Origin of the sequence: Pseudomonas shirazensis (assembly GCF_014268785.2) — a bacterium.
Taxonomy (GTDB): Bacteria; Pseudomonadota; Gammaproteobacteria; order Pseudomonadales; family Pseudomonadaceae; genus Aquipseudomonas; species Aquipseudomonas shirazensis.
The window spans coordinates 642154-668038 of sequence record NZ_JABWRD020000001.1 but is presented as its reverse complement, the minus strand read 5'-3'; the positions used below and the strand labels follow the sequence as shown (position 1 = coordinate 668038).

Below are 25885 nucleotides of genomic sequence, written 5' to 3'. Positions count from 1 at the left end.
AGACGCACATTCCAAAGACCTCCAACTGACTGATTCGAACAATACTGCGTAGCGTCCACCAGCGCTCATACCCAAATGAGCAAGACCATAACCAGAGGTAATGCCAATGCCTTCAGACAGACCGCCCGCAGACCCCATGCTGTTCAAGCTGCGGCACATGGAAGTATTCCGCGCGGTGATGCTGACCGGCTCGATCAGCGCCGCGGCCAAGCTGCTCTATGTCTCGCAACCAGCGGTGAGCAAGCTCATGGGCTACATCGAAGGGCGCCTGGGCTACCGCTTGTTCGAACGAATCAACAATCGCCTGGTACCGACCGGCGAGGCGCAGGTCCTCTATCGTGAAGTCGAGCGGGTGTACCAAGCGGCGCTGGTGGTCAACGACTGTGCACTGGCACTGGCCAGCGGTGCCCAGCGCACCTTGCGCCTGTGCTGCAGTGCCTCGCTGTCGACCGTGTTGATCCCGGCAGCGCTGGCCCAGCTCAAGCGCGAGGTACCGGCGCTGAACATCGAATGGCAAACCACGCTCATGGTAGAGATGGCCAATCAGATCCTGTCGAAAAAGGTCGACCTGGCCATCGCCGCCCTGCCCCTGCCGCACGACCACCTGCACTCGGTGCCCTACATGCGCGGGCGCATGGTTGCGCTGATGCCATTCGACCACCCGTTGGCGCATCATCCATCCCTGTCATTGCTACAACTGCAGGGCCATCCCCTGCTGCTGTTCCGCCCGGACATGGCATTCGGTCAATTGCTCGGCGAGGCCTTCAGCCGCTGCGGCGTGCAGCTTGATTCGCTGTTGTCGTTCACCAATGCAGTGGAGGCCGTGGCACTGGTCAAGCAAGGCATGGGCATGACCATCATCGACGAGTTCGTCGCCCAGGACAGCGGCCTGAAAACTGTGCCGCTAAGTGATGAGATCAGCTTCGATATCAGCTTTGTCTACTCGCGCTTCGAGCCACCGGCCCAGGCCACGCTGCAGTTGATGCGTATCTTGCAGGCGCAGGCAATGCAGCTGGGCCGGGCGATCGAACCAGTCGAACCGGCGCTCACCTGAGCTACGAGCGATAGCGCATCGCCTCGACAAAGGCGGTAAATGCTGGCGAGGACTGGCGCCGATTCGGGTAATAAAGGTGAAAGCCCTGAAAGTACGGACACCAGTCCGCCAGCACTTCCTGCAAGCGCCCCTCAGCGATCAGTGGCGCCGCCAGCGCGTACGGCACGTAGCCAAGGCCGATACCGTCAACCGCGCTGTTGAGCACGTGCATGATGCTGTTGACCACCAACTGGCCCTCGCCCTTCACGGTAAAGGCCTGGCCATCCTTCTCGAACTCCCACGCATAGATCGATCCAGCAGGACGGTGGCGGATATTCAGGCAGTGGTGCTCAGTCAGCTGGTGTGGCGTCTGCGGTATGCCGTGAGCGGCGAAATACTCGGGTGAAGCAACCACCGCAAGGCGCCAGTCAGGGCTGATGCGCACGGCGATCATGTCCTTGCTGATCGACTCGCCCATTCTGATCCCGGCGTCGAAGCGCTGCTCGACCACATTGGTGAAGCCGTAGTCGACCATCAGCTCCAGGGTGATATCGGGGTAGGCCTGCAGAAAGGTCTTCAGCTTGGGCCGGATGTACAGGTCGATGGCGTCATCGGTGCAGGTGATGCGCAGGGTCCCGGCAGGCTTGTCGCGCAGCTCGCCGAGCGCCTCGACCTGCTCGGCGATCTGCTCGAACAGCGGCGCCAGCGACTGCAGCAAGCGCTGCCCGGCCTCGGTGGGCGCAACATTGCGGGTAGTCCTGGCCAGCAACCGCACGCCCAGGCGCTGCTCCAACACACGCATCGCATGGCTCAACGCCGACGGCGTGACGCCCAGCTGGGCCGCTGCCTTGGTAAAACTCTGTTCCTGGGCGACAGCGATGAACGCCTGCAGGTCCTTGATCTTGGCGTGCTTCATTGCTGAGATTTTCTCACAACCACATTCAGATTCCCTCTACTAATCAGCAGACGCTCTATCAGTCAAGATTTAAACCACGACACGTCAGCTGCATTGTCCTTCAAAAACGGAATCTATTATGTCCAGCCCAACCATCGAGGCCTCGCCGGGTATTCACCGCAACGAGGGCCAGAGCAGTGCGCCCGCTTACTGGAGCGGCATCTTTGCCATGACCCTGTGCGTGTTCGCGCTGATTGCCTCCGAGTTCATGCCGGTAAGCCTGCTTACGCCAATCGCTCGCGACCTGAGCGTCAGCGAAGGGCTGGCCGGCTACGGCATTGCCATCTCCGGCGCATTCGCCGTGCTGAGTAGCCTGACCATCGCCAGGCTGGCCGGCTCGCTCGACCGCAAGACCCTGCTGCTGTTATTGACCGCAGTGATGTGCGTATCTGGGCTGATTGTCGGCTCGGCCAGCAACTACAGCGCCTACATGCTCGGCCGTGCCCTGATTGGCGTGGTCATCGGCGGCTTCTGGTCGATGTCTGCGGCGGTTGCCATGCGCCTGGTGCCCAAGGCCAGCGTGCCCAAGGCGCTGGTCATCTTCAATAGCGGCAATGCGCTGGCCACTGTCATTGCCGCACCATTAGGCAGCTATCTTGGTGGTGTCATCGGCTGGCGCGGCGCATTCTATTGCGTGGTGCCGGTGGCATTGATCGCGCTGGTCTGGCAATGGTTGAGCCTGCCGTCGATGCCGACGCATGAGCGAGCTGGCTCGTCGGGCAGCGTCCTGGCGCTATTGAAAAGGCCCATCGTGATACTGGGCATGCTCGCTGTCGGCGTGTTCTTCATGGGCCAGTTCATGCTGTTCACCTACGTGCGGCCCTTTCTGGAAAGCGTCAGCCGGGTAAATGTGACCACCTTGTCGATGATCCTGCTTGGCCTGGGCGTCTCGGGCTTTATCGGCACAGTGCTGATCGGTGCGTTCCTCAAGCGCAACCTGTACCGGCCATTGATCGTCATCCCGTTGTTGATGGCCGTCATCGGCGTAGGCCTGGTCAAGTTCGGCACTTCGGTACCCGCCGTGTTCGCCCTGCTCGCACTGTGGGGCCTGTTTGCCACTGCTGCACCGGTGGGCTGGTGGGCTTGGCTGGCCGAGTCGCTGCCCAATGATGCAGAAGCCGGCGGCGGGCTGATGGTGGCGGTTATCCAGTTGTCCATCGCACTCGGCTCGACCGCAGGCGGGGTACTCTTCGACAGCAGTGGCTATCGGCTGACATTCTTTGCCAGCGCCGCACTGCTGGTCCTGTCAGCGCTGCTGACCCTGCGCGCCGCTCGGGCCAGCGGCTGAATCGAACACAGATCGGCTTGAACCTCTGGCGTGCTGGCCTGCTCAGAAAACCATTACTTGAGGAGAACATCATGACCCAGACAGCATTGGTAGTCGGCGCCAGCGGCATCGTCGGCAGCGCCATCACCCAGCTTTTGCTCGACAATCACTGGCAGGTGGCAGCGCTCTCGCGGACGCCAACGGCGGCGCCGGGGATCATCCCGGTGGCCGCAGACCTGCAAGACCCTGCCTCGCTGCAGGCGGCGCTGGCCGACCTCAAGCCCACCCACGTATTCATCACCACCTGGTCGCGCCAGGCCAGCGAAGCGGAAAACATCCGCGTCAATGGCGCCATGGTGCGCAATGTGCTCGCAGCGCTGCGCCCGGCAGGCAGTGTCAAACACGTCGCCTTGGTCACCGGCTTGAAACACTACCTTGGCCCCTTCGAGTCCTATGGCAAGGGCAGCCTGCCGCAGACGCCGTTTCGTGAGGAACAAGGCCGGCTGGATGTCGAGAACTTCTACTACGCCCAGGAAGACGAACTGTTTGCCGCTGCCGAGCGCGATGGTTTCACCTGGAGCGTCCACCGCCCGCACACCGTCACCGGCGTGGCCGTCGGCAATGCGATGAACATGGCAACCACCCTCGCCGTATACGCCAGCATCTGCAAGCAAAGCGGCCGCCCGTTCGTGTTCCCCGGCTCGCGCGTGCAGTGGCAGAGCCTGACCGACATGACTGACGCCCGCCAGCTCGCGCAGCAGCAACTATGGGCGGCGACTACCCCTGAAGCCGCCAATCAGGCGTTCAACATCACCAATGGCGATGTGTTCCGCTGGCAGTGGATGTGGGGCCGGATTGCCAAGTACTTCGGCCTCACACCCGCGCCCTTCCCCGAGTCGCCGGCGCCGCTGGAGGCGCAGATGGCCGATGACCAGGCGCTGTGGAGCCAGATCGTCGCCGAGCATGGCCTCAAGGAAGCCGACATCAGCCGCCTGGTCTCGCCCTGGCACACCGATGCCGACCTCGGCCGGCCGATCGAAGTCGTGACCGACATGACCAAGAGTCGGCTGCTGGGCTTCAGTGCCTATCAAGCAAGTGATCGGGCGTTTTTCGAGGTGTTTGATCAATTGCGAGAGGCACGTTTGATTCCCTGAGGTTTACGCGTCAATCGCTCTGTGCACCGGGCAGCCGGCGCACACGCGCGAGCCGAAATCGCGATATCATGCCGGCGTCCACTCGCAGGTAGAAGCACATGAACCGCCAGAAAAAACTGCAACAGTTGTTCAAGGCCAAGGCGCAAAAAGCCAACGCCAAACTCGCCCCGAAAAAACCCAAGTACATCTGCAAGGCTGACCGTCTGAAAGCCGCCGCCGAAGCAGCTGAGGCCGCCGTATCCAGCCCTGAATGAAGCGGCCAGGCAGCTCTCGCGACCGGCATGCATCACTCAGCTGGTGCATTGAGGGCCTGCGACGATAGCGACATTGACATCCGGCGAGAAATGTTTTGTAACAGACTCGGTAGCTTGCTATGCTTCTCGCTACCCGTGATGTCCAAATCAGGCCAAATGACGCCCTCGAGAGGGTCGGTCATTCAAGCCACGCGACTGCCAGGCTTCATATAAGAGCAGCGCCCAATTCAGTCTCCCCACACTTCGTAGAGCCGTTTTTGCTGTAACGCCTGACCAGGCACGCTGAAAGATAGCGCTATCTCATCTGAGACTATCGCGGCTTCTACAGGTAACGGATTACCGGATACATCTCGGGTTCCTCGTGAATAGTCATAGGTGAACCCGCATGCTGATTGCCACGCAAACATCGCGAAGAAAGTTTCTGCTGTCCTCGCTGATCGCCTTGCCCGCCATGGGCATCGCCCTCAACGGCCTGAGCGCCGCTGCCGCCGCCGAGCTGGCCGCGCCGAGCCTGGACAGCTACTCGCCGATCTTTTTCACTGCAGCCGAATGGACCTTCATCCTGGCTGCCTGCGACCGCTTGATCCCTGCTGATGGCCGCGGCCCCGGTGCGCTGGAGACCAACGTGCCGATCTTCATCGACCAGCAACTGGCCGGCGACCTGGGTAGCGAGGTGTACCTTGAGGGCCCGTTCGACGTCAACGCGCCGGCCACCCTCGGCTACCAGCTGCCGTTCACTGCGCAGCAGATCTACCGCCAGGGCATCGCCGCGCTCGAAGGCTGGTGCCAGGCCAAATACGGCCAGTACTTCGCCCTGCTGTCCCTGAGCGATCGCGAGCAGGTGCTCAAGCAGATGCAGAACGGCCAGGTCGACTTTGCCGCCCACGGCGAGCCTGTGCTCAAGGCCAAGCTGCTGTTCAGCGAACTGCTCAACATCACCCGCCAGGGCTGGCTTGCCGACCCGATCTACGGCGGCAACAAGGGCATGAAGGCGTGGATTGCGATCGGCTTCCCCGGCGCACGTGCCAGCTACCTGGAATGGGTAGCCCAGCACAACGTCCCCTACCCGCTCGGCCCGGTCAGCCTGACCGGCCAGCGCGGTTGAACCCTTCGCCAAGCGACAAAGCATTCAAGGTTACCTATGCCAAACATTACCAATGACGAAGTCGATGTAGTCGTGGTCGGCCTCGGTTGGGCCGGCTCGCTGATGAGCATCGAGCTCGCCCAGGCCGGCCTCAAGGTGCGCGCCCTGGAACGTGGCGAAGACCGCAGCAATGCTGACTTCACCTACCCCAAGCCCGCCGACCAGTACGCTTACGGCGTGCGCAACAAGATCATGGTCACGCCCAAGGACGGCGCCCTCACCGTGCGCCACAACATGCAGAGCACCGCTCTGCCGACTCGCCAGTGGGGCGCATTCGTGCCCGGCACCGGCGTCGGCGGCTCGGGCCTGCACTGGACCGGCGTGCTGATCCGGCCAACGCCGACCGACATCAAGCTCAAGACCTACGCCGACCAGGCCTACAAACCCGGCGTGCTGGGTGAAGGTATGCAGATCCAGGACTACCCGTTCACCTGGGAAGAAATCGAGCCGTACCTGGATAAATTCGACAAGATATGCGGCCTGTCGGGCAATACCGGCAACCTGCAGGGGCGCATCGTCGAAGGCGGCGACCCATTCGAAGGGCCACGCTCGAGCCCCTTCCCGCTGCCGGCGCTGGAAGACACGCTGAACAACACGATGTTCGCCGAAGCCGCGCGCAAGCTGGGTTATCACCCGTTCCCCAATCCCTCGGCGAACGTGTCGCGGGCATGGAAAAACCCTTACGGCAACCAGATTGCGCCGTGCAACTACTGCGGTTATTGCAGCAAGTACCCGTGCCTGAACTACTCCAAGGCCTCGCCGCAAACCGCGGTGATGGACTCTCTCAAGCGCATGGACAACTTCGATTACCGCACCAACGCCAACGTCCTGCGGGTTGAGCTGCACGCCGACGGCAAGACTGCCAAGGGCGTGACCTATGCCGATGGCCAGGGCAACGAAGTGTTCCAGCCGGCCAAGATCGTCGTGCTGGCGGGCTTCCAGTTCGTCAACGTGCGCCTGATGCTGCTGTCGGGCATCGGCCAGCCGTACAGCCCGCTGACCGGCAAGGGCACCATCGGCCGTAACTATGCCTTCCTCAGCGTTGGCGGCAGCACCCTGTTCTTCAAGGACAAAACCTTCAACCCGTTCGCCACCGCCGGCGCCACCGGGCAGATGTTCAACGACATCTCGCCGGGCAACTTCGACGGCCCGGCACTGGGCGTGATCGGCGGCGCCAAGATCCACAGCTCGCAGGCCACCGGCACGCCAATCGGCACCGCCCTGCCCGCCGGCACCCCTGAGTGGGGCCAGGGCTGGAAAGAAGGCATGCAGGACTGGTACGGCCATTCGATGAAGGTCAGCATCTCTACCGGCTGCATGTCCTATCGCGAGCACTACCTGGACCTCGACCCGACCTACAAGGACCCGTGGGGCCAGCCGCTGTTGCGGATCACCTTCGACTGGAAGCCCAACGAGCTGAAACTGCAGCAGCACCTGCGTGGCATCGTTGGCGACATCACCAAGGAGCTCAACCCCGACAGCGTCAGCGAAAGCTACCTGGACATGGATTCGCACTGGGACATCACCAAGTACGTCTCCACCCACAACGTCGGCGGCGCGATCATGGGCGACTCGCCCGAGACCAGCGCGCTCAACCGCTATCTGCAGAGCTGGGACGTGCATAACGTATTCGTGCCCGGCGGCAACGCCTTCCCGCAGAACTTCCAGGCCAACCCGACCGCGCTGATCGGCGCGCTGACCCTGTTCGCCGCCCAGGCGATCAAGGACCAGTACCTGAAAAACCCTGGCCCGCTGGTGCAGGCATGAGGAGCGCTTCGATGAAATCGACCCTGATCCGTCTGCTCCTGCTCGCGGCCCTGCTGGCGTTGGTGGCCTGGGCCGTGAGCCTGTGGCTGAACCGCTCCGGCGACGCCAGCGCGCAGATGCCACAGCCGATCACCGAACAATTGATCGACAAGGGCGCCTACCTGGCCCGGGTGGGCGACTGCGTGGCCTGCCACACCAGCCACGATGGCGGCAAGGCGTTCGCCGGGGGCCTGGGCATTGCCTCGCCAATCGGCACCATCTATTCGACCAACATCACCCCCGACCACAAGACCGGTATCGGCGCCTGGAGCTACGGTGAGTTCGAACGGGCCATGCGCCGCGGTATCGGCCATGACGGCAGCGCGCTGTATCCGGCGATGCCCTACCCGTCCTATGCCAAGGTCAGCGATGCCGACCTGCAAGCGCTGTATGCCTACTTCATGAAGGGTGTGGCGCCGGTGGAACAAGCCAACAAAGCCAACGGCATTGCCTGGCCGCTGTCGATCCGCTGGCCGCTGGCGTACTGGCGCGCGCTGTTCTCGCCTACGCCCGAAACTGCTGCGGCGGACGCCTTGAGCATTGACGATGCCCAACTACAGCGCGGCGCCTACCTGGTTCAGGGCCTCGGCCACTGTGGCTCATGCCACACGCCACGGGCACTGACCATGCAGGAGCAAGGCCTGGACGAGCGCACTGGCAGCTATCTGAGTGGCGCTGAACTCAATGGCTGGGCGGTACCGGCATTGCGCGGCATGCCGCACTGGAGCGAGCAGCAGATCGTCGATTACCTGGGCAGCGGGCGCAACAGCATCGCCGCCGTGGCGGGCGAGATGAAGGATGTGGTTGCCAACAGTACCTCGCACATGAGCGACGAGGACCTGCTGGCGATGGCCGTCTATCTCAAATCGCTGGAGGGCACCGGTAAAGGTGAGTATCAGCACGCCCCGCAGCGCAGCCAGGCCACCATCGCCAAACTGACGACGGCCAAGGACCTGGATCTGGGTCAGCGGCTGTACCTGGACAACTGTGGCGCGTGTCACTTTGTCACCGGCCAGGGCGCCGAGCAGGTATTCCCGCGGCTTGACGGTGCTTCGGTGGTCAATGCCGAGAACCCGTCGGCGCTGATCCAGGTAATCCTCGCGGGTGCCATGACGCCGTCCACCGAACGTGCCCCTTCGGTGCTGCCGATGCCCGGCTTTGCCGAGCGCATGGACGATGCTGAAGTGGCTGAGCTGGCGAGCTTCCTGCGCCATGGCTGGTCGAACCAGGCCTCGAAGGTGACTGCGGCACAGGTCCGTGAAGTACGCGCCGCGCTCCAGCATCACTGAGGTGCCATAGCGCAATTGTCGCGGGCCGTCGTGGCCCGCGATAGCCGCTTGCTCAGGTCTGCAAACCCTCATACCACTGCGCATAGGGTGTGTTACGGACCTTGTGCCGATTGAAGTCGGCACTGCCATCGTCCCACCACACCGGGCCGCGTTCGCCCAGGGCTACCTTGGCCGCCTGCACGCCTGCTCGGGCCTCGCGTAGTGCCTCTGCATCGTCAGCGCCCTTGGCCGTTTTCACAACGCGCCGAGCGCTCATCAGCTCATTCACCAGGCGTTGCCGCTCTGGCTCGGCCAGGCTGGGATTGGAGCAGCGCCAGAGCACCCCATCGATCACGAAATAACGACCATCAGGTGTGGTTGGCGCGGCCATCAGTCGGCCTCTTCTGGCTCGACCGGATCGATATCTTCCTGTTCCTCAACCACCTCGGTGTGGCCATGGTTGGCAGGCTTTTGCGGGTCGTTGATGAACGGCACACCGCTGGGCCCCTGTTCTTCCAAACCTTCCGTTGCTGGGTTCATCGTCAGTACCTCTCCAGTGATCAATGCGTACCGTTAGAGACCCGCGCGCCTGCCAACGTTCAACCCTGGCGCACGAACAGGCGCCGGTCGCGGGCCCAGACAATGGCCTCGCTGCGGCTGTGCTTTCATTGCCGTCAGCTAACCAGCGCAGCGTTGCGATCCGGCGGTTACGGCTGGTCAGCGCAAAGCGACCGATAGCAAAGTTCAGCGCGCCACTGATAAGCAGGGTGATCAAGGTGCCCCAGGCTGCTTTGCGGGCTTGTTGCTCAGCCTGTTGTGCCAGCGATATAGAAGATGAAACCGAGCTATTTTCGGCGGGAGGTGCAACTGTTGAAAGCGGCAAGCGTCATTAAAGATGTCGACTACACACATATTATTGAGCTAGGAGAGCGTCCATGAGCGGTACTTCTGACAAAATCAAAGGCATGGCCAACGAAGCTGTTGGTAAAGTAAAACAAGCCGTTGGCAAGGCCACCGACAACACTGAACTGGAAGTCAAAGGCAAGGTTCAGGAGAAGAAAGGTGAAGCCCAGCAAGTGGTAGGCGATGTGAAGAACGCAGTGGACAAACACTGATAGTGTCGTCAACGTAACCCAGAACGGTCGTCCTCGGACGGCCTTTTTTTGCGTTTCCGAGGTAGTCGATGAAGCTGATTTCCGCGCTCGCCGCCCCTGCCAATACACTGATCTGCGGCGCCAGCCAAGGCATTGGCCTGGCTCTGTGTCAAAGCCTGCTCGCCCACCCTGACGTCGAGCGGGTATACGCGGTAGCGCGGCACGCCAGTACCAGCGCGGAGCTGGAGGCATTGGCCCAGGAGCATGGCCAACGCCTGCTGCGGTTTGACTGCGATGCCCGCGATGAGCAGGCGCTGGCGCAGTTGGCACGCGAAGTTGGCGCGAGCTGCCAACACTTGCACCTGGTGATCTGCACTCTGGGTATTCTTCAGCAGGACGGCGCCCGCGCCGAAAAGAGCCTGACGCAAATCGATCTCAGCGGCCTGCAAGCTACATTCGCGACCAATGCCTTTGCTCCCGTCTTGCTGCTCAAGCACTTGCTGCCAATGCTGCGCAAGCAAGCGGCAACTTTCGTTGCGCTGTCGGCACGAGTCGGTTCGATCGACGACAACCAGCTTGGCGGCTGGTACAGCTACCGCGCCAGCAAAGCCGCCCTTAATCAATTGCTGCGCACCGCCAGCATCGAACTGCGGCGAATCAACCCGGCATCCACCGTATTGCTGGTGCACCCTGGCACCACTGACACGCAGCTGTCCCGGCCCTTTCAGGCCAATGTACCCGCCGAGCAGCTATTCACGACTGAGTTTGCCGCCCAGCGCATCCTCGGCCTGGCACGCCAGCATGGGCCCGAGCAGAGCGGTAGTTTCTGGGCCTGGGATGGCAAGCCGATCAGTTGGTAAGTCATGAACTGCGCCAACCGATAGACAGTTCATCGGGAACTGCCTGCCACTCCTCATCCTCGAGTTCACGCAGCCGATAGCCTCCATGAGCCCTTTCGAGCACAGTAATCCATGTCCAACAGCTCTTCCAATGCTGTCAGCCTTTCCAGCGTACGGTTGGCCAGTGAGCCACTGTTCAAATTCGTTGCGCTGCTCGCTGGCGTGTTTTTGCTCGCCGGCATTTCGCTGGTCTATCTGGCGCAGGATCTCGACCGCACTGAGCAGGAAAAAAATGCCTTCTACGTGCGCAAGGCGGTGCAGTCGCTGGAAAAATCCTTGGCCGTAACGGTTCAGGATTATGCCTTCTGGGGCGATGCCTACCGCCATTTGCACGCCGAGGTCGACATTGACTGGGCCTACATCAATCAGAATATCGGCCCGACGCTGTACGACGACTTCGGCTTTCAGGGGCTGTTCGTGGTCGATGACCAGAACCGCACGGTGTATTCGGTAATCGATGGCAAACAGCGCAGTGAAGAAGCCAGCGACTGGCTGCGTCAGCCCATTGCCGGCATCGCCGACGCGGCCCGGGCCGGTGCCGAGGCGCAAACCTCCGTTACCCGCTATATCAATGTTGACGGTGCGCCCGCAGTGATTGCCGCAGCGGCCATCACTCCAGGCACCGATCCCACCGTCACGCCAGACAACCGAGCACACTCGGTGCTGATCTTTGTCGATGTGTTGGACCCGAAAAAGCTGGCTGCCCTGGGTACCGACTTCGGCGTAGCTCAGCTGCGTGTAGCAAGCCATGGCCAGCATTCCGCTGATAGCGTAGTAACGCTGGCCGATGACGGCGGCACCCTGCAATGGACCCCAGCTCAGCCGGGTTGGCGCCTGCTGGCCGGTGGTCTGCCGCTGATCGGCCTGGCCGCCTTGCTGGTGGCGCTGATGACCTGGGTGATCCTGCGCCGCACCACCGTCGCCGCCCAGGCGCTGGACGCAAGCATCGCATCGCTGAAACGCAGTCAGGCCGCCCTGGCCACCAGCGAGGCGCGCTTTCGCGATGTTGCCGAAGCCAGTTCCGACTGGATCTGGGAGATCGACGCGGCCCTGCGTTTCACTTACCTGTCCGAGCGTTTCCAGGGCGTGACTGGACTGTCCAGCGACACCTGGCTGGGCGCCAACATCGACGACCTGCTGACCACCGATTTAGGGCTGCTTTCGCAGTGGCTGAGCATACCCAACCGCCGCCCCGAGATCAGTGTGCAATGCCGCTATCTGGATGCCCGCGGGCAAGCACGGATTACCCGCCTGTCAGCACGCACCTTGCGCGACGGCGGCGTGCGCGGCACCGCTACCGATGTCACCGAAGAAGTCGAAGCGCGCCGGCGTATCGAGTTCCTGTCTCAACACGATGCCTTGACCGGGCTGCCCAACCGCACCCGCCTGCAGGCCTTCCTCGACGGCAAGCTGAAGGCCCAGCCCACTGTCGAGCAGCCGCTGGTGATGCTCTGCCTGGACCTGGACCGTTTCAAACCGGTGAACGACCTGCTCGGCCATGCCGCCGGTGATCGGGTACTCAATGAAGTCTCCAGTCGCCTGGCCGATTGCGTGCGCCATGCCGACCTGGTGGCGCGGGTGGGCGGCGACGAATTCGTCCTGATCGTGACCGATGTCAGTTCTCAGGAAGAGGTCGAAACCCTGTGCCGGCGGCTGATCGCCTCCATCGAAATGCCGATCGCGATCGAAGACCAGGAGGTGTTCATCAGTGCTAGCATCGGCATTGCCATGGCCCCGCACGATGCCTGCGAAGCGACCGCGCTACTGCGCTATGCCGACATCGCCCTGTATGAAGCCAAGAGCGGCGGGCGCAACACCTGGCGCTTCTATGCCGGCGACATGAACGCACGGATCATCGAGCGCAGACGCCTGGAAAGCGACCTGCGCCAGGCCATCAAGAACGGCGAGCTGGAGCTGCACTTCCAACCCCGCTACCGCATCGCCGATGGCCAGATGGTCGGCGCCGAGGCCCTGGTGCGCTGGCAGCATCCGCAGCGCGGGCAGATCGCACCGGATGTATTCGTGCCGATTGCAGAAGAGTCCGGGTTGATCCTGGCGTTGAGCAACTGGGTGCTCGAACAGGCCTGCCGCAATGCCGCCAACTGGCCCGTGCAGCTGTTTGTATCGGTCAACCTGTCACCATCCGAATTCAAACGCGGCAACCTGATCGAGCGGATCCAGCATGTGCTTAGCGCCAGCAAAATCGCCCCTGCTCGGCTTGAGCTGGAAATCACCGAAGGGGTCATGCTCGACGATGCTGCGGGTGCGCTGGAGATCATGCGCACGCTTAAACGCTTGGGCGTGCGCATCGCCCTTGATGATTTTGGAACGGGTTATTCGTCGTTGAGCTATCTGCGCGCGTTTCCGTTCGATGGCTTGAAGATCGACCGAAGCTTTCTTAGTCGGTTGGACCAGAGCGACAGCAACAACGAAAGTGATCAGGCGATCATTCAGGCCATCGTTGGCTTGGGCCGGGCGTTGTCTCTCACGGTTACCGCTGAAGGCGTGGAAACTGCGGATCACCTGAAACTGCTGCAGGCGGTGGCGTGTGATGAAGGTCAGGGGTATTACTTGAGTCGGCCGTTGGGCAGTGATGCGTTCAGGGCTTTGTCTGCGATTGCCGGTGGGGTGGATGCTTGAGGTGCCAGAGTCGTTGGCCGCTCTGGCACGCCACGAGCGATCAATAATGGATAAGCTCACCACAACAGGCTGAACATATCCGCCAACAAAGCCTCTGAAATAAATGCACCTACACATCCAGCCCTGGAGGACAGCCTTACATGAAGATTCTGATGGTCCTGACATCCCACGACCAACTCGGCGACACCGGCAAGAAAACCGGCTTCTGGCTGGAAGAGTTCGCCGCCCCTTATTACACCTTCATCGACGCCAAGGCCGAGGTCACTCTCGCCTCGCCCAAAGGCGGCCAGCCGCCACTGGACCCGAAAAGCGATGAACCCGATGCACAAACCGAAGCCACCCGCCGCTTCGCAGCTGACAGCAAAGCGCAAGCGCTACTCGCCGACACCCTGCCGCTGGGCGAGATCGACCCGTACGACTTCGATGCAGTGTTCTACCCAGGCGGCCACGGCCCACTGTGGGACCTGGCCGAAGACCTCGACTCGAAAACCCTGATCGAGGCCTTTTACGCCTCGAACAAACCGGTAGCCGCCGTGTGCCATGCCCCAGGCGTGCTGAAAAACGTCAACGCAGCTGATGGCAGCCCGGTCGTCCAGGGCAAGCGCGTGACCGGCTTCACCAACTCCGAGGAAGAAGCCGTCGGCCTGACCAAGGTAGTGCCGTTTCTGGTCGAAGACATGCTCAAGGCCAAAGGCGGCGACTACTCCAAAGCCGCCGACTGGGCCAGTTACGTGGTCGAGGACGGCAACCTGATCACCGGCCAGAACCCGGCATCGTCGGAAGCGACGGCAGAGGCGCTGCTGGCGCGATTACGCCAGGAACAGGCTGACTGACACGGTCATTCGCCGCTATCGCTCAGGCGCCGGCGGCGAACCGCCCTCAACTACAAGGTCATGATCGGCCGCAACAACGCCTGCCCTTCATACAACGCCGACAAATAGCGTTCGCGCATCTGCTCGGTGGTCATCCGCGAGGCATGGGTGGTGATGGTCAGGACCGCCTGCAACTGTCCTTCCCGATCGATCAGCGGCACGCTCAGCACACGCATCCCCACCTCGTATTCCTGATCCAGCAAGACATACCCGCGCTCGCGTGCCAGGTTGATCTGGGCGCGCACCTCTGTCTCGTCGATCAAGGTATACGGGGTAATCGCCCGCAGCGGGTTACGCGCAAAATAGCCCGCCAGCGCCTCTTCATCGAGGCTCGCCAGCCATAGCCGACCGCTGCCGGTGCAGTACATCGGCACCCGCGAGCCTGGACGAATCGACAGCGACGCGATGTGGCTGTAGCGGCTGCGTACGATATGCACGATGTCGTCGCCATCACGCACCCCGACCGAAACATGCTCCTGAGTGGTTCGCGCGACCTGCTCGACGATCGGCCGCAGCATGCGCGGCAAAACCGCCGAATCGACGTAAGCCTGGCCGATGCGCAGGGCTTTGGCAGTCAGCCAGTAATAGCGGCCATCGGTTTGCGCATAGTCGTCATGCACCAGGGTCAGCAGGAAGCGCCGGGCGGCGCTATGGGTCATGTCGGCGAGCCGCGCCGCCTCGGGCACGCTCAGGCGCGGGTGGTCCTGGGAAAACAACTGCATCAGCGCCAGGCCTTTTTGCAGCCCGACGATCAGATCGCGCGAGTGGATAGTGGGCTGCTTCATGGCGCCTGCGCTTATTAGAGGGATGAGTGCGATTATCGCATCGACAGCGCGATTATCAACCGATCTGGCATTCACCTTGATTGTCGCTGCAAGCCGCAGCTCGCACTATCGGCGCACAACAAAGCCAACCAGCGAGTGCTGCATATGATCAAGGGATCGACCCAACTGGTCGCCATCGTCGGCTCACCTATTGCCCAGGTGAAGTCACCGGAAAACTTCAATCGCTGGTTCGCCGAGCAAGGTCAGGAGACCGCCATGCTCGCCATCGACCTGCAGCACACGGCCCTTGATGGCTTTGTGACGATGCTGCGCGGCTGGCACAACCTGCGCGGATGCGTGGTCACTGTGCCCTACAAGCAGCAGCTGGCCAGCCGCCTGGACGACCTCAGTGAACGCTCCCAGGCGCTGGGCACGGTCAACGTGATTCGCCGTGAAGCCGATGGCCGCTTGCTCGGCGACATCGTCGATGGCGAGGGCTTTCTCAATGCCGCGCGCAAGCAGGGCTTCGATCCGCGCGATAAAAACGCACTGGTGATCGGCACTGGTGGCGTTGGCAGCGCCATCGCCTATTCGCTGTGCCAGGCCGGGCTGACCAGGTTGGCGATCAGCGACCTCGACGGCCAGCGTGTCGAAGCGCTGGCTGAGCTGCTGCGCACCTTCTTCCCGCATATCGCCATCACCGCCAGCCCCGCCTCGCTGGCCGAATTCGATCTGGTGGTCAACGCCTCGCCGGTGGGCATGGGCGCTGCTGGCGACGGGCCGATGCCACTGCCGGTCGCGCTGATGCAGACCCTGCGCGACACCACCCTGGTCGCCGACGTAGTCACGGCGCCAGCGTTCACACCGTTCCTGTCGTTTGCCCGGGGCATGGGCTGCGCCATCCAGACCGGCCCGGAGATGGCGCTGGCGCAGTTGGGCAATCTCGGCCATTTCATGGGCGTGACCCCGCTGGATATCTGACCCGCAGGGTCAATCAGGTGACAGACATGAACAACAACACTTATGACCTGATCGTGCTCGGCAGCGGCGCTGCCGGTTTCGCCGCTGCGGTCAGTGCCAACAGCCTTGGCTTGAACGTGCTGCTGGTGGAAAAAGCCGACCGTTTTGGCGGTACCTCGGCGATTTCCGGCGGTGCGGTCTGGCTGCATGACACCGACCAGGCGCGCGCCGCCGGGCTGCAGTTGCCGGCCGAGCAAATGCGCCTGTATCTGCAGCAGGTCATCGGCGCCAACTATCAGCCCGAACTGGTCGACGCCTTTATCGAACATGGCCGTGAGGCGCTGCGTTTTCTACAACAGAACAGTGAACTCAAATACAGCCTGCGGCCGTTGTCGCCGGATTATTATCCGGACTTGCCCGGCGCGACCCAGAGCGGGCGCGCGCTGGAGATCGACGAATACGACGGGCGCCGCCTGGGCGCGCAGTTCAGGCACCTGAAACAACCACCGGACGGCATGCTGCTGTTTGGCGGGATGATGGTCAATCGGGTCGACATCCAGCATTTTCTCAGCTGCAAGCGCTCGCTGCGTTCGCTCGGCCATTGCCTGAAGCTGCTCGCGCGTTATGGCCTGGACCGCCTCAGTCACCCGCGCGGCACCCGCCTGACGGTCGGTAATGCGTTGATCGCGCGGCTGGCCACCACGGCATTTGCCAATGGTGTCGAGCTGTGGCTCGAGGCTTCGGCGCAGGCGTTGATCGTTGAGGACGGTGTGGTCAGCGGCGTGCGCATCCACTGGCGCGGCGAGGAACACGCCGTGCGCGCCCGGGGCGGGGTGCTGCTGGCCATGGGCGGCTTTGCTGCTGGCGAGCACGCCGGGCAGTGGCGCCCGGCCAGTGCTGCGCCGCACTTGAGCATGTCGCCGCCAGCCAATGTCGGCGATGGCCAGCGCCTGGCGGCATCGGTGCAGGCAGCGCTGGGCGAGCAACTGGCAGCCAACTTCTTCTGGGCGCCGGTCTCGCGCCTGCGCAAGGCCGACGGCAGCGAGGAGCGCTTTGCGCACCTGGTCACCGACCGCGCCAAGCCGGGGGTGATTGCGGTGAATCAGGACGGCCAGCGCTTCGTCAACGAAGCCAACTCCTATCACAGTTTTGTCGAGGCGATGCTTGCCAACGGCGGAGCCAACGCGCCCTGCTGGCTGGTGTGTGACGGCGAGGCGCTGAACACCTACGGCCTGGGCCTGGCGCGACCGCGGCCGGTCGACAACAGCGCATTGATCGCAGCCGGTTACTTGCTGCGGGCCGACAGCCTGGCCGAGTTGGCCGCGCGGCTGGGGATCGACCCCAGCAAGTTGGCGCACACCGTACAGCGCTTCAACAACGACGCCGCGGCAGGCGTCGACCGCCAGTTCGGCAAGGGCAGCAATGCCTACAACCGCTATATGGGCGACCCGTTGCACACGCCCAACCCCTGCCTGAGGCCACTGAACAAGCCGCCCTACTACGCCATTCGCCTGCACACCGGCGACCTCGGTTCGGCACGCGGGCTGGTCACCAACGGCCAGGCCAATGTGCTCAACGCACAGGGCGAACCGATCGCCGGGCTGTACGCCGCCGGCAACGAAATGAACTCGATCATGGCCGGCACCTATCCGGGGCCGGGCATCACCCTCGGCCCTGCCCTGACCTTTGCCTACCTGGCAGCCAAAGACATCGCCGGCCGCCTGAATGGCGCCACCGCAACCACCTCAACCCACTCAACACAGCCCTCTGGAGAACAGCATGTTCTATGAACTACGCACCTACACCCTGAAACCGACCAAGCTGGCTGACTGGCTGGCGTTGTACAAAAGCGCTGCGCTGGAAGTACAGCAAGAGCACCTGGGCAATCTGGTGGGCTTCTTTACCACTGAAATTGGCGAGGTCAACCAGGTGATACACCTGTGGGCCTACACCAGCCTGGATGAGCGCACCGCCCGCCGCGCAGCAATGGCGGCCGACCCGCGCTGGCTGGAGTTCGCCCGCCAGAACAAAGCGCTCGATGCGGTAGTCACGCTGGAGTCGCGCCTGCTGCGCCCGACCGATTTCTCGCCGCTGCAATAACCGCGCAGGTCCCTAAGGCTCGCGCCCACTAGGGCGCAGCCGCTTCTTCAAGCCATTACAACGGAGGCTGCCTTGAGCGCTTTGCCGTCGAACACTGCTGCCCTGTCGGCCAGTCAAACCCTGCAATGCGATGTGCTGGTGATCGGCTCCGGCGCCGCGGGCCTGGCTGCAGCCGTCACCGCTGCCGAGCTGGGGCTGGAGGTCATCGTGGTCGAGAAGGAGCCGGTTTTCGGCGGCACCAGCGCCTGGTCCGGGGGCTGGTTGTGGGTCCCTGGCAATCCGTTGGCGGCCGCAGATGACGGGGCCGCCGATATCGAGCAGGCGCGGATCTACCTGCGCAACGAATTGCATTGTGATCAGCTCGATACGCGCCTGGAGGCATACTTGCGCCACGGCCCGGAGATGGTCGGGTTCTTCCAGCAGCACACCGAAGTGAAGTTTTTCTGCGGCAGCACGATGCCTGATTTTCACGCCAGCGCGGGCCATGCCAAAGGCGGCCGCTCGGTCTGCGCCGAGCCCTATGACGGCCGCGAGCTGGGGCTGTGGATCAACAAGCTGCGGCGCCCACTCGACCTGATCAGCCCGGCCGGCATGGGCATTGCCGGCGGCGCTGACCTGAATCATCTGCTCAATGCCAGACACCGCTGGCGCTCACTGCGCTATGCCGGCATGCGCATATTGCGCCATGCCCGAGACATGCTTCGGCATGGCCGCGGCATGCACCTGGTCAACGGCAATGCGCTGGTCGCACGCCTGCTGAAAAGCGCCCTCCAACGCGATGTGCAGCTACTTGCCGAAACCCCTGTCCGCGCATTGCTCAGCGACGGCCAGCGCGTGCTCGGAGCGACGGTTGAGCACGGCGGGCGACGTGTCCAGGTACACGCCAGACGCGGAGTAGTGCTGGCATGCGGCGGCTTCCCCCATGATCGCCACCGCAGCGCCCAGTTGCTCGCTCACTGTGCCGACGGCAGCGAGCACTTGAGCGCCGCGCCAAAGGGCAACAGCGGTGATGGCCTGCGCCTGGGTGAGAGCGTCGGTGCGCAGGTGAGCGCCGACATGGCCCATGGCGCTGCCTGGGCACCGGTGTCGCGGGTGCCGCGTGCCGATGGCGGCTTCAGCGGCTTCGCCCACCTTATGGAACGGGCCAAGCCGGGCTTTATCGCGGTCCGGCAAAACGGCCAACGCTTCGTCAATGAGGCCGACTCCTACCACGACTTCATGTGCGCGCTGTTTGCCGCCACCGCGCCGAATGAAAGCCCGGTGGCCTGGCTGATCTGTGACCACCGCGCGCAGCGCCGCTATGGCCTCGGCTGGTCAAAGCCATGGCCGTTTCCGACCACCCCCTACGTGCGCCAAGGCTACCTGCACAAGGCACCCACATTGGCGGCACTGGCCGGCCAGTGCGGGATCGATGGCGAGCAATTGCAAACGACCGTGGCCCGCTTCAATCAGCACGCAGAACAAGGCCTGGACCCGCTGTTTCAACGTGGCGAATCAGCCTACAACCGAGCCCAGGGTGAACCGTTGCACGGCCCCAACCCGTCGCTGGGCAGTGTCCAGCAAGGGCCGTTCTACGCGGTCAAGCTGGTGCCGGGCAGCCTTGGCACATTCACCGGGCTGGTCACCGATGCCCAGGCCCGCGTGCTCGACCAACAGCAAACGCCGATCCCTGGGCTGTTCGCGGTGGGCAATGACATGAACAGCATCATGCGCGGCTATTACCCCAGCGGCGGCATCACCCTCGGCCCCGGTATGACCTTTGGCTACCTGGCAGCGCGGATGCTGGCGGGCCAGAGCCTTGGATAAACATGGCTGCAAGCCAGCACCCATGCATGGCCAAAGGCTGTTTGGCTGTAGGCATAAGCCTGCCCTGATGTAGGCAAGATAGACAGGTTTCGTGCGTATAATGCGTGCCCCAACCTGATAAGCCTGACTGATAAGCCTGACCATGAAAAAACTGCTGTATGTCCTCGGGCTGAGCCTCGCGGTCATTTACCCCGCCTTCGCCACACCACCTGCCACCTTCACCGAAGCCAAAGTCGTCGCCAAACAGAAGATCTATCTGGACCAGGCCAGCAGCGCCATGGGCGAGCTCTACTGTGGCTGCAAATGGACCTGGGTCGGCAAGTCCGGCGGCCGCATCGACCCGGCGTCGTGCGGCTACCAGACCCGCAAGCAGCAAAGCCGCGCCGAGCGTACCGAATGGGAGCACATCGTCCCGGCCTGGACCTTCGGCCACCAGCGCCAATGCTGGAAGAACGGCGGCCGCGAAAACTGCGCCAACGACGATCCGGTGTTCAAGGCGATGGAAGCCGACCTGTTCAACCTCTACCCGGCCGTGGGTGAAGTGAATGGCGACCGCAGCAACTTCAATTACGGCATGGCCGCAAGCGTCGGCCCGCAATATGGCCAGTGCCAGACCCGCGTCGACTTCAACCAGCGCGCCGCCGAGCCGCGTGACGAGGTCAAAGGCCTGGTGGCACGCACCACCTTCTACATGTTCGATCGCTACAACCTGAACATGTCGCGGCAACAGCAACAGTTGCTGATGGCCTGGGACAAACAGCACCCGGTGACAGCCTGGGAGAAGGAACGCGACCGGCGTATCAGCGCCGTCATGGGCCATTCCAACCCGTTCGTGACCGGCGCCCGCAGCTGGACGCCGGGCTACAAACCGGTGGCCGATGGCGTGGTCAGCAGTGTTCCGACCAAAGCCGCGCGCCCTGCGCCACAACCTTCACTCGCCAGTGCCAACACCGGCACGATCATCGGTAACCGCAACAGCCACGTCTATCACCTGCCCAGCGGCTGCCCGAGCTACAGCCAGGTCGCCAGCAAGAACCAGGTGACGTTCGACTCCGAAGCCCAGGCGCAGGCTGCCGGGTACCGCAAGGCAGGCAACTGCAAATAGCCGCTGGCTACTGCGCCAGGTGGTCCATGGCAATCTCCAGCCGGGGGTCATGGCGATACCCGGTCTGCCCTGCCGCTGGCGCGTCCTGCGTCGCTGCGGTGAGCCGCGAGTGTGAGCGATAGGCCAACGGGCTCACGCCGAGCTGGCGCTGGAAGCTACGGCGCATGCGCTCTTCATTGCCGAAGCCGCTGGTTTCGGCAATCCGCTTGATCGGCTCCTGGCTGGTCTCGAGCAAGCGGCAGGCAGCCTCGAGGCGCAAGGTCTCGACCGTCTGTGCCGGGGTGCCGCCTGTGGCGGCGGTGTAGGCGCGGGCAAAATGGCGCGGGCTCATACCGAACTTCTCGGCCAGGCGCTCGACGCGCAGATCACTGTCGAGGTTCTCGGCAATCCAGCCATGCAGGCGCACCAGGCGCTGATCACGGTCGCTGCGCAGGGCATCGCTCTGCGCCTTGAGCGGTGCGCTGAGCTGGGCCTGCTCGGCCGAGCGGCGCAGAAACAGCGTGAAGTAGCGGGCCAGGGCCAGCGCAGCATGGGGACCGAGGTCCTCCTCGACCAACGCCAGCCCTAGATCGATCCCGGCACTGGCGCCACCACAGGTCCACAGCGCGCCGTCGTGCAGATAAAGCCCGTCGTGCTCGACGGTCAATGCCGGGTAACTGCGCTGCAGGCTCTCGGCAAACTGCCAGTGGGTGACCACCCGCCGCCCGTCGAGCAGGCCGGCAGCGGCCAAGGCAAACGCGCCGCTGCCAATCGAGCAGACGCGCCGCGCACTCGGCGCACGCCGTTGCAACCACGCAATCACCTCGGCGTCACGCTCCAGCGCGGCCACCCCCGGCCCGCCAATCACGATCAGCGTGTCCAGCACTGCCTCGCCCTCGACCTCCTGCAACGAGCGGGTCATGACCCCAATACCGGAGATCGTCTCGACCTCGCCCCCTGCGGGCGAGGCCAACACCACCCGATACGGCGGGTTACTTGCCAACTCGCCAGCAAGTACCCGTGGCGCGGCGGCGAACACCTCCAACGGCCCGGCGGCGTTGAGCAGCAGTGCGCCGGGGAAGGCCAGCACCAGTACCGTTCGCGGCGCCGTCATGGCAGAAAACGAGGGGTGTTTGACATGGTGGGGACGAGGCCGCGTGGACATACTGAGTGCACTTTCCAATTCAAGAGCCAAGACGATGCCGACAAAATCGTTGCCTGCCAAGTACCTTGCGCGCCCCTTGGCACAGCTGTTGTTGACCAGCCTGCTGTTCGCCGCCCTGCCCGCTCAGGCAGAGTCGGTGGCCGAACTGGAGGTGGGTGACCAGAGCGGCTTGACCCAGGCCCTGCTGGCGGCAGCGAGTGAGGATCAAGGGCTGCCTTATCGCCTCGACTGGCATCCTTTTGCGGCCGGCACTGCATTGCTGGAAGCCCTGAACGCTGCGGCAATCGATGTCGGCGTAGTCGGCAATGCTCCGCCCGTCTTCGCCCAGGCCGGCGGCTTCGATGTGCGGGTGGTAGCCGCTGCCGAAGGCGCGCAGAACAATAACGCCCTGCTGGTTCAGAGCAACTCGTCGATTAGCCAGGTAGCCGAGCTCAAGGGCAAACGGATTGCCGTGGCCAAGGGCACCAGCGGTCACTATCTGCTGCTGGCAGCGCTTGCCCAGGCCGGGTTGCGCAGCAGCGACGTCGAGCTGATCTACGCCAGCCCGGTCGATGCGCAAAACGCCTTCGCCAGCGGCAAGCTGGATGCCTGGGCGGTGTGGTATCCATTTGTCGGCCAGGCCACCTCGCGCGGTGCGCGCAAGCTGCTCGACGGCAGCCAATGGCCAGAAACCGGCCTCAACTTCACCGTCGCCAGCCTCGCGGCGCTGCAAGACCCGGTCAAGGCCGAGCTGCTTGGCGACTTCATCCGGCGCCTGGCGCGCGCGCAGGACTGGGCCACCGCGCATCCCGACGCCTGGGCGGCACAACTGGCCACAGTCACTCGCCTGCCGTTGCCTTTGCTGCAGGAGATGCTCGCCAGCCAGCAGCTGCACTACGTGGCGCTGGACCCGCGGGTGATCGACCTGCAGCAACGTCTGGCTGACCGCTTCACCGAGGCGCGCTTGCTGCCCCGCCCGATCAAGGTCGCCGAGGCCTTCGACGACCGCTACAACCCACTTTTGCCCCACCGCCCCTGACCTGAACCCCGCGCAGCATGCCGCACTCGTCGGCAGGGCTGCGCTCATCTGGAGAAAAGCCATGCCCGCACTCGACCGCACTACCTTGCGTCGCCATGCCACCGGCCTGATCGCCGCCGACGCCGAACGTTCGGCTGGCGGCTACACCCTGTTTGCGCCGCAGACCGCCGACGGCAACGTGTACCTGATCAACCTGCGCGGTGAGCAGGTACACCACTGGAAACTGCCGCTGCGGCCCGGCCGCGATGCGGTGATCCTGGCCAATGGCAACCTGGGCTACAACGGCAACCATCCAGACTCGGCAGAGCTGTTCGGCGGCTGGTCGGTCTGGCATGGCGGTGCCTTCAGCGAGGTTACGCCGGACGGCGAGGTGGTCTGGGAGTACACCGACCTGGCGCACCACCACGATGCCCAATGGCTGGCCAACGGCAACCTGCTCTACACCACCGTCGAGCCACTGCCGGCAGCGTTTGCGCAGCGCATCCAGGGCGGTATCCCCGGCAGCGAGGCCGCAGGCGGGGTGATCTACGGCGATGTGGTCAAGGAGGTCGACCGCAGCGGCACGCTGGTCTGGCAATGGCGCAGCTGGGAGCACCTGGCGCCGGAAGACTACCCGCTGCACGCCTGCTTCGAGCGCTATCACTGGCCGATGACCAACGCAGTTACTCCGGGCCGCGACGGCAAGGTCATTCTCAGCCTGCGCAGCGTGTCGGCGGTGATTGCCGTGGACAAGGCCAGCGACCGCGTGCTCTGGCGCCTGGGTCACGATGTGGTAGCCCAGCAGCACTGCCCAAGTGAACTTGAGGACGGGCGCATCCTGATCTTCGACAACGGCATCTCGCGGCCACATGTGTCGATGCCGCATTCGCGGGTCATCGAAGTCGACCCGCATACCCAGCGCATTGAATGGCAATACGCCGACAGCCCAGGCTATGCCTTCTTCACCCCATTCATGGGCGGCGCCCAACGCCTGCATAACGGTAATACCTTGATCACCGAAGCCAACTTCGGCCGGCTGTTCGAGGTAACCCGCGCCGGCGAAGTGGTGTGGGAATACATCAATCCGCACTTTGCCGCGTACCCGGACGCCGCCTCGCGTGCATACCTGCCCGGTGAAAACAACGCGATCTTCCGCGCCCATCGCTATCAGGCCGCCGACATCCCCTGGCTGCGCGACTAAGCTAATACCCCCCAACCCTTGCGATCACGCTTACGCAAACCACGCGCAGCGAGAGGTGCCTCATCACTGGACTTACCGATGAACCTGCGTTTTTCTCATCAGCGCCGCGCGTGCCTCTGGCCCCGCGTTAACCCCGGCCTGTTCGCGCTGGCGTGTGGAACTCACCGAACGGCGCCTACACCGGGGTGTTGGGAACACCCCGCACACTTGGCGTCACTGGCCGCTACGACTTCTGAGCAACCGCCGCCACCTGCAGCGGGATACGCACGTTGAAGGTGGTGCCTTTGCCCGCAGTCGACTCGACCTCGATGCTGCCCTGATGAGCGCTGACGATGGCCGAAGCAATATACAGCCCAAGCCCAAGGCCCGCGCCAGCACCATATTTGCCCGCTTCGTCGTGGATATGGCGAACCATCGGGCTGAACAGGGTGGCCTTGGCGGCAGCGTCAATCACCGGGCCCCGGTTATGCACCGACAACAGCGCATCATCGCCTGCAGCTTTGAGCGTCACGGTGACCGCCGTGCCTGCTTCGCCATGCTCGATGGCATTGCCGATCAGATTGGTGATCACCTGCTCCAGGCGGGCGCGGTCAAAGCTGCCAGCCAGGCTGGGCGCGGCCTGCAAGATGATCTCCCGATCAGGATGACAGGCGCGGGCTTCCTCGACCATGCTCCGACAGGCGTGGGCAAAATCGCCAGTGCTCAATGAAATGGTGAAACCGGTGGCCTGGCGGATGTCGGCGTGGGTTTGCGCGGCGGTGGTCTCGCCCAGTTCCGGGCCTTCACCGTGCGACTTGAGAATCCTCTCGGCATGGCTCTGCGGCGTCTGCAAATCGGCTGCAATGGTGCGCAGCATCTGCTCTGCATGGTCGCGCAGGCCGACTGAGTCCAGGCCATCGGCGGCCGGCGTCAGGGTCCGGGCGAAGGTTTCCCACTGTTTGAGGATGGGTTCGATGTTGTCGAGGATGAATTCAGCCAAACGCATGCCGTGATCCTCTTTTCAAAAACTCTAGGGTGATGAACCGACGCCCCGCGCGATGCATCGCATCACAATAGACCATACCCGCGGCGCCTGCCTTGAAGCACCGCGGTCCCCGTAGAGCGGCCTTGCCAGTGCGCGTCAGCGCGGCTGCCACCGGTCGGCCTAGTATTAGTCTGCTTGCTTAGTACCCCCAACATGACTAATAGTTTGGCATTGCCATCGGAGGCACCAGCATGCGCGCACGTTTCGTCGTGGTTTCGGCTTTACCGATCAAGGAATATCACTACCGCAGAGCGGTAGGATTTTGTACCGCGCCGTCGTGCAACGGCTTTGACTTGTATGACAATGTCGCCAAGTTGCGTTTGAGCCCCACCTACGCCAAGCGCGCAGATGCCCAGGCGGAATGCGTCAGGCGCAACGAAACCGCCTGCGCTTGAGCC

The 25885-nt window shown here is 63.2% G+C and carries 25 protein-coding genes and 1 pseudogene; 20 read left to right on the top strand and 6 right to left on the bottom strand.

All coding sequences use genetic code 11. The annotated features are described in order from the left end of the window. Window positions 1-100 precede the first annotated feature (100 nt). Complete coding sequence (locus HU736_RS02800) at window positions 101-1054, top strand: LysR family transcriptional regulator (RefSeq protein ID WP_225912963.1); 954 nt, start codon at window positions 101-103, stop codon at window positions 1052-1054. A 1-nt stretch (window position 1055) separates the two neighbouring features. Here HU736_RS02800 and HU736_RS02795 read toward each other — a convergent pair whose 3' ends face one another. Beyond that, window positions 1056-1949 (bottom strand): LysR family transcriptional regulator, encoded by an 894-nt coding sequence (locus tag HU736_RS02795; RefSeq protein ID WP_186699873.1) that lies wholly within the window; start codon window positions 1947-1949, stop codon window positions 1056-1058. A gap of 118 nt (window positions 1950-2067) precedes the next feature. On the opposite strand from HU736_RS02795, the gene HU736_RS02790 reads away from it, so the two are divergent. From HU736_RS02790 to HU736_RS02765, 6 genes are all read left to right on the top strand, one after another. Further along, entirely contained in the window at window positions 2068-3276 is a 1209-nt protein-coding gene (locus HU736_RS02790; protein WP_437180446.1) for an MFS transporter, read from the top strand. 71 nt (window positions 3277-3347) lie between these two features. Continuing rightward, window positions 3348-4409: an SDR family oxidoreductase gene (locus HU736_RS02785; RefSeq protein ID WP_186699871.1), complete on the top strand. Its 1062-nt coding sequence runs from the start codon at window positions 3348-3350 to the stop codon at window positions 4407-4409. A 98-nt stretch (window positions 4410-4507) separates the two neighbouring features. Then, a complete protein-coding gene (locus tag HU736_RS02780; RefSeq protein ID WP_101318684.1) occupies window positions 4508-4663 on the top strand; it encodes a DUF2986 domain-containing protein in 156 nt (51 codons plus the stop codon). A gap of 385 nt (window positions 4664-5048) precedes the next feature. Next, window positions 5049-5768, top strand: coding sequence for a gluconate 2-dehydrogenase subunit 3 family protein (locus tag HU736_RS02775; RefSeq protein ID WP_103437039.1), 720 nt, complete (start codon window positions 5049-5051; stop codon window positions 5766-5768). A gap of 36 nt (window positions 5769-5804) precedes the next feature. After that, entirely contained in the window at window positions 5805-7574 is a 1770-nt protein-coding gene (locus HU736_RS02770) for a GMC family oxidoreductase (protein WP_150569511.1), read from the top strand. Between the two features lie 11 nt (window positions 7575-7585). Further along, window positions 7586-8902: a c-type cytochrome gene (locus tag HU736_RS02765; protein ID WP_186699869.1), complete on the top strand. Its 1317-nt coding sequence runs from the start codon at window positions 7586-7588 to the stop codon at window positions 8900-8902. Window positions 8903-8954: 52 nt separating this feature from the next. Here the strand turns inward: HU736_RS02765 and HU736_RS02760 are convergent, their stop codons facing one another. Beyond that, complete coding sequence (locus HU736_RS02760) at window positions 8955-9272, bottom strand: hypothetical protein (protein ID WP_186699867.1); 318 nt, start codon at window positions 9270-9272, stop codon at window positions 8955-8957. After that, the gene (locus HU736_RS02755; protein ID WP_181003793.1) at window positions 9272-9421 is read right to left on the bottom strand and encodes a hypothetical protein; all 150 of its coding nucleotides are present in this window, start codon (window positions 9419-9421) and stop codon (window positions 9272-9274) included. Before HU736_RS02755 ends, HU736_RS02760 begins: the two co-directional genes overlap by 1 nt. 395 nt (window positions 9422-9816) lie before the next feature. Between HU736_RS02755 and HU736_RS02750 the strand changes: the two genes are divergently transcribed. The 4 genes from HU736_RS02750 to HU736_RS02735 all read left to right on the top strand — a co-directional run bounded on the left by HU736_RS02750 (window position 9817) and on the right by HU736_RS02735 (window position 14347). Further along, window positions 9817-9996, top strand: a complete 180-nt coding sequence (locus tag HU736_RS02750) for a CsbD family protein (protein ID WP_181108408.1) — start codon at window positions 9817-9819, stop codon at window positions 9994-9996. A gap of 68 nt (window positions 9997-10064) precedes the next feature. Next, complete coding sequence (locus tag HU736_RS02745) at window positions 10065-10835, top strand: SDR family NAD(P)-dependent oxidoreductase (protein ID WP_186699865.1); 771 nt, start codon at window positions 10065-10067, stop codon at window positions 10833-10835. Window positions 10836-10946: 111 nt separating this feature from the next. Beyond that, window positions 10947-13514 (top strand): bifunctional diguanylate cyclase/phosphodiesterase, encoded by a 2568-nt coding sequence (locus HU736_RS02740; RefSeq protein WP_186699862.1) that lies wholly within the window; start codon window positions 10947-10949, stop codon window positions 13512-13514. 140 nt (window positions 13515-13654) lie between these two features. Continuing rightward, window positions 13655-14347: a type 1 glutamine amidotransferase domain-containing protein gene (locus HU736_RS02735; protein ID WP_186699860.1), complete on the top strand. Its 693-nt coding sequence runs from the start codon at window positions 13655-13657 to the stop codon at window positions 14345-14347. Window positions 14348-14397: 50 nt separating this feature from the next. Here HU736_RS02735 and HU736_RS02730 read toward each other — a convergent pair whose 3' ends face one another. Next, the gene (locus tag HU736_RS02730; protein WP_103437030.1) at window positions 14398-15171 is read right to left on the bottom strand and encodes an IclR family transcriptional regulator domain-containing protein; all 774 of its coding nucleotides are present in this window, start codon (window positions 15169-15171) and stop codon (window positions 14398-14400) included. Between the two features lie 144 nt (window positions 15172-15315). On the opposite strand from HU736_RS02730, the gene HU736_RS02725 reads away from it, so the two are divergent. The 5 genes from HU736_RS02725 to HU736_RS02705 all read left to right on the top strand — a co-directional run bounded on the left by HU736_RS02725 (window position 15316) and on the right by HU736_RS02705 (window position 21121). Then, complete coding sequence (locus tag HU736_RS02725) at window positions 15316-16131, top strand: shikimate dehydrogenase family protein (RefSeq protein WP_186699858.1); 816 nt, start codon at window positions 15316-15318, stop codon at window positions 16129-16131. Window positions 16132-16157: 26 nt separating this feature from the next. Continuing rightward, a complete protein-coding gene (locus HU736_RS02720) occupies window positions 16158-17900 on the top strand; it encodes an FAD-dependent oxidoreductase (protein ID WP_186699856.1) in 1743 nt (580 codons plus the stop codon). Next, window positions 17890-18210 carry an NIPSNAP family protein gene (locus HU736_RS02715; RefSeq protein WP_103437027.1) on the top strand — a complete coding sequence of 107 codons (321 nt, stop codon included), beginning with the start codon at window positions 17890-17892 and terminating at the stop codon, window positions 18208-18210. Before HU736_RS02720 ends, HU736_RS02715 begins: the two co-directional genes overlap by 11 nt. 72 nt (window positions 18211-18282) lie before the next feature. Then, a complete protein-coding gene (locus tag HU736_RS02710) occupies window positions 18283-20016 on the top strand; it encodes an FAD-dependent oxidoreductase (protein WP_225912962.1) in 1734 nt (577 codons plus the stop codon). A gap of 142 nt (window positions 20017-20158) precedes the next feature. Further along, a complete protein-coding gene (locus tag HU736_RS02705) occupies window positions 20159-21121 on the top strand; it encodes an endonuclease (RefSeq protein ID WP_101318655.1) in 963 nt (320 codons plus the stop codon). A gap of 7 nt (window positions 21122-21128) precedes the next feature. Here HU736_RS02705 and HU736_RS02700 read toward each other — a convergent pair whose 3' ends face one another. Then, a complete protein-coding gene (locus HU736_RS02700; RefSeq protein ID WP_186699854.1) occupies window positions 21129-22214 on the bottom strand; it encodes a GlxA family transcriptional regulator in 1086 nt (361 codons plus the stop codon). An 85-nt stretch (window positions 22215-22299) separates the two neighbouring features. Between HU736_RS02700 and HU736_RS02695 the strand changes: the two genes are divergently transcribed. The 3 genes and pseudogenes from HU736_RS02695 to HU736_RS22100 all read left to right on the top strand — a co-directional run. Beyond that, window positions 22300-23283: an aliphatic sulfonate ABC transporter substrate-binding protein gene (locus HU736_RS02695; RefSeq protein ID WP_186699852.1), complete on the top strand. Its 984-nt coding sequence runs from the start codon at window positions 22300-22302 to the stop codon at window positions 23281-23283. A 61-nt stretch (window positions 23284-23344) separates the two neighbouring features. After that, on the top strand, window positions 23345-24463 hold the full coding sequence (locus HU736_RS02690) for an aryl-sulfate sulfotransferase (protein WP_186699850.1): 1119 nt from the start codon (window positions 23345-23347) through the stop codon (window positions 24461-24463). A gap of 152 nt (window positions 24464-24615) precedes the next feature. After that, a pseudogene (locus HU736_RS22100) lies at window positions 24616-24699 on the top strand (hypothetical protein); the annotation flags it as partial. Here the strand turns inward: HU736_RS22100 and HU736_RS02685 are convergent. Continuing rightward, window positions 24687-25448 (bottom strand): sensor histidine kinase, encoded by a 762-nt coding sequence (locus HU736_RS02685; protein ID WP_186699848.1) that lies wholly within the window; start codon window positions 25446-25448, stop codon window positions 24687-24689. The pseudogene HU736_RS22100 and the gene HU736_RS02685 sit on opposite strands and share 13 nt — an antisense overlap. Before the next feature lie 230 nt (window positions 25449-25678). Between HU736_RS02685 and HU736_RS02680 the strand changes: the two genes are divergently transcribed. Continuing rightward, entirely contained in the window at window positions 25679-25882 is a 204-nt protein-coding gene (locus HU736_RS02680; protein ID WP_186699846.1) for a hypothetical protein, read from the top strand. Window positions 25883-25885 lie beyond the last annotated feature (3 nt).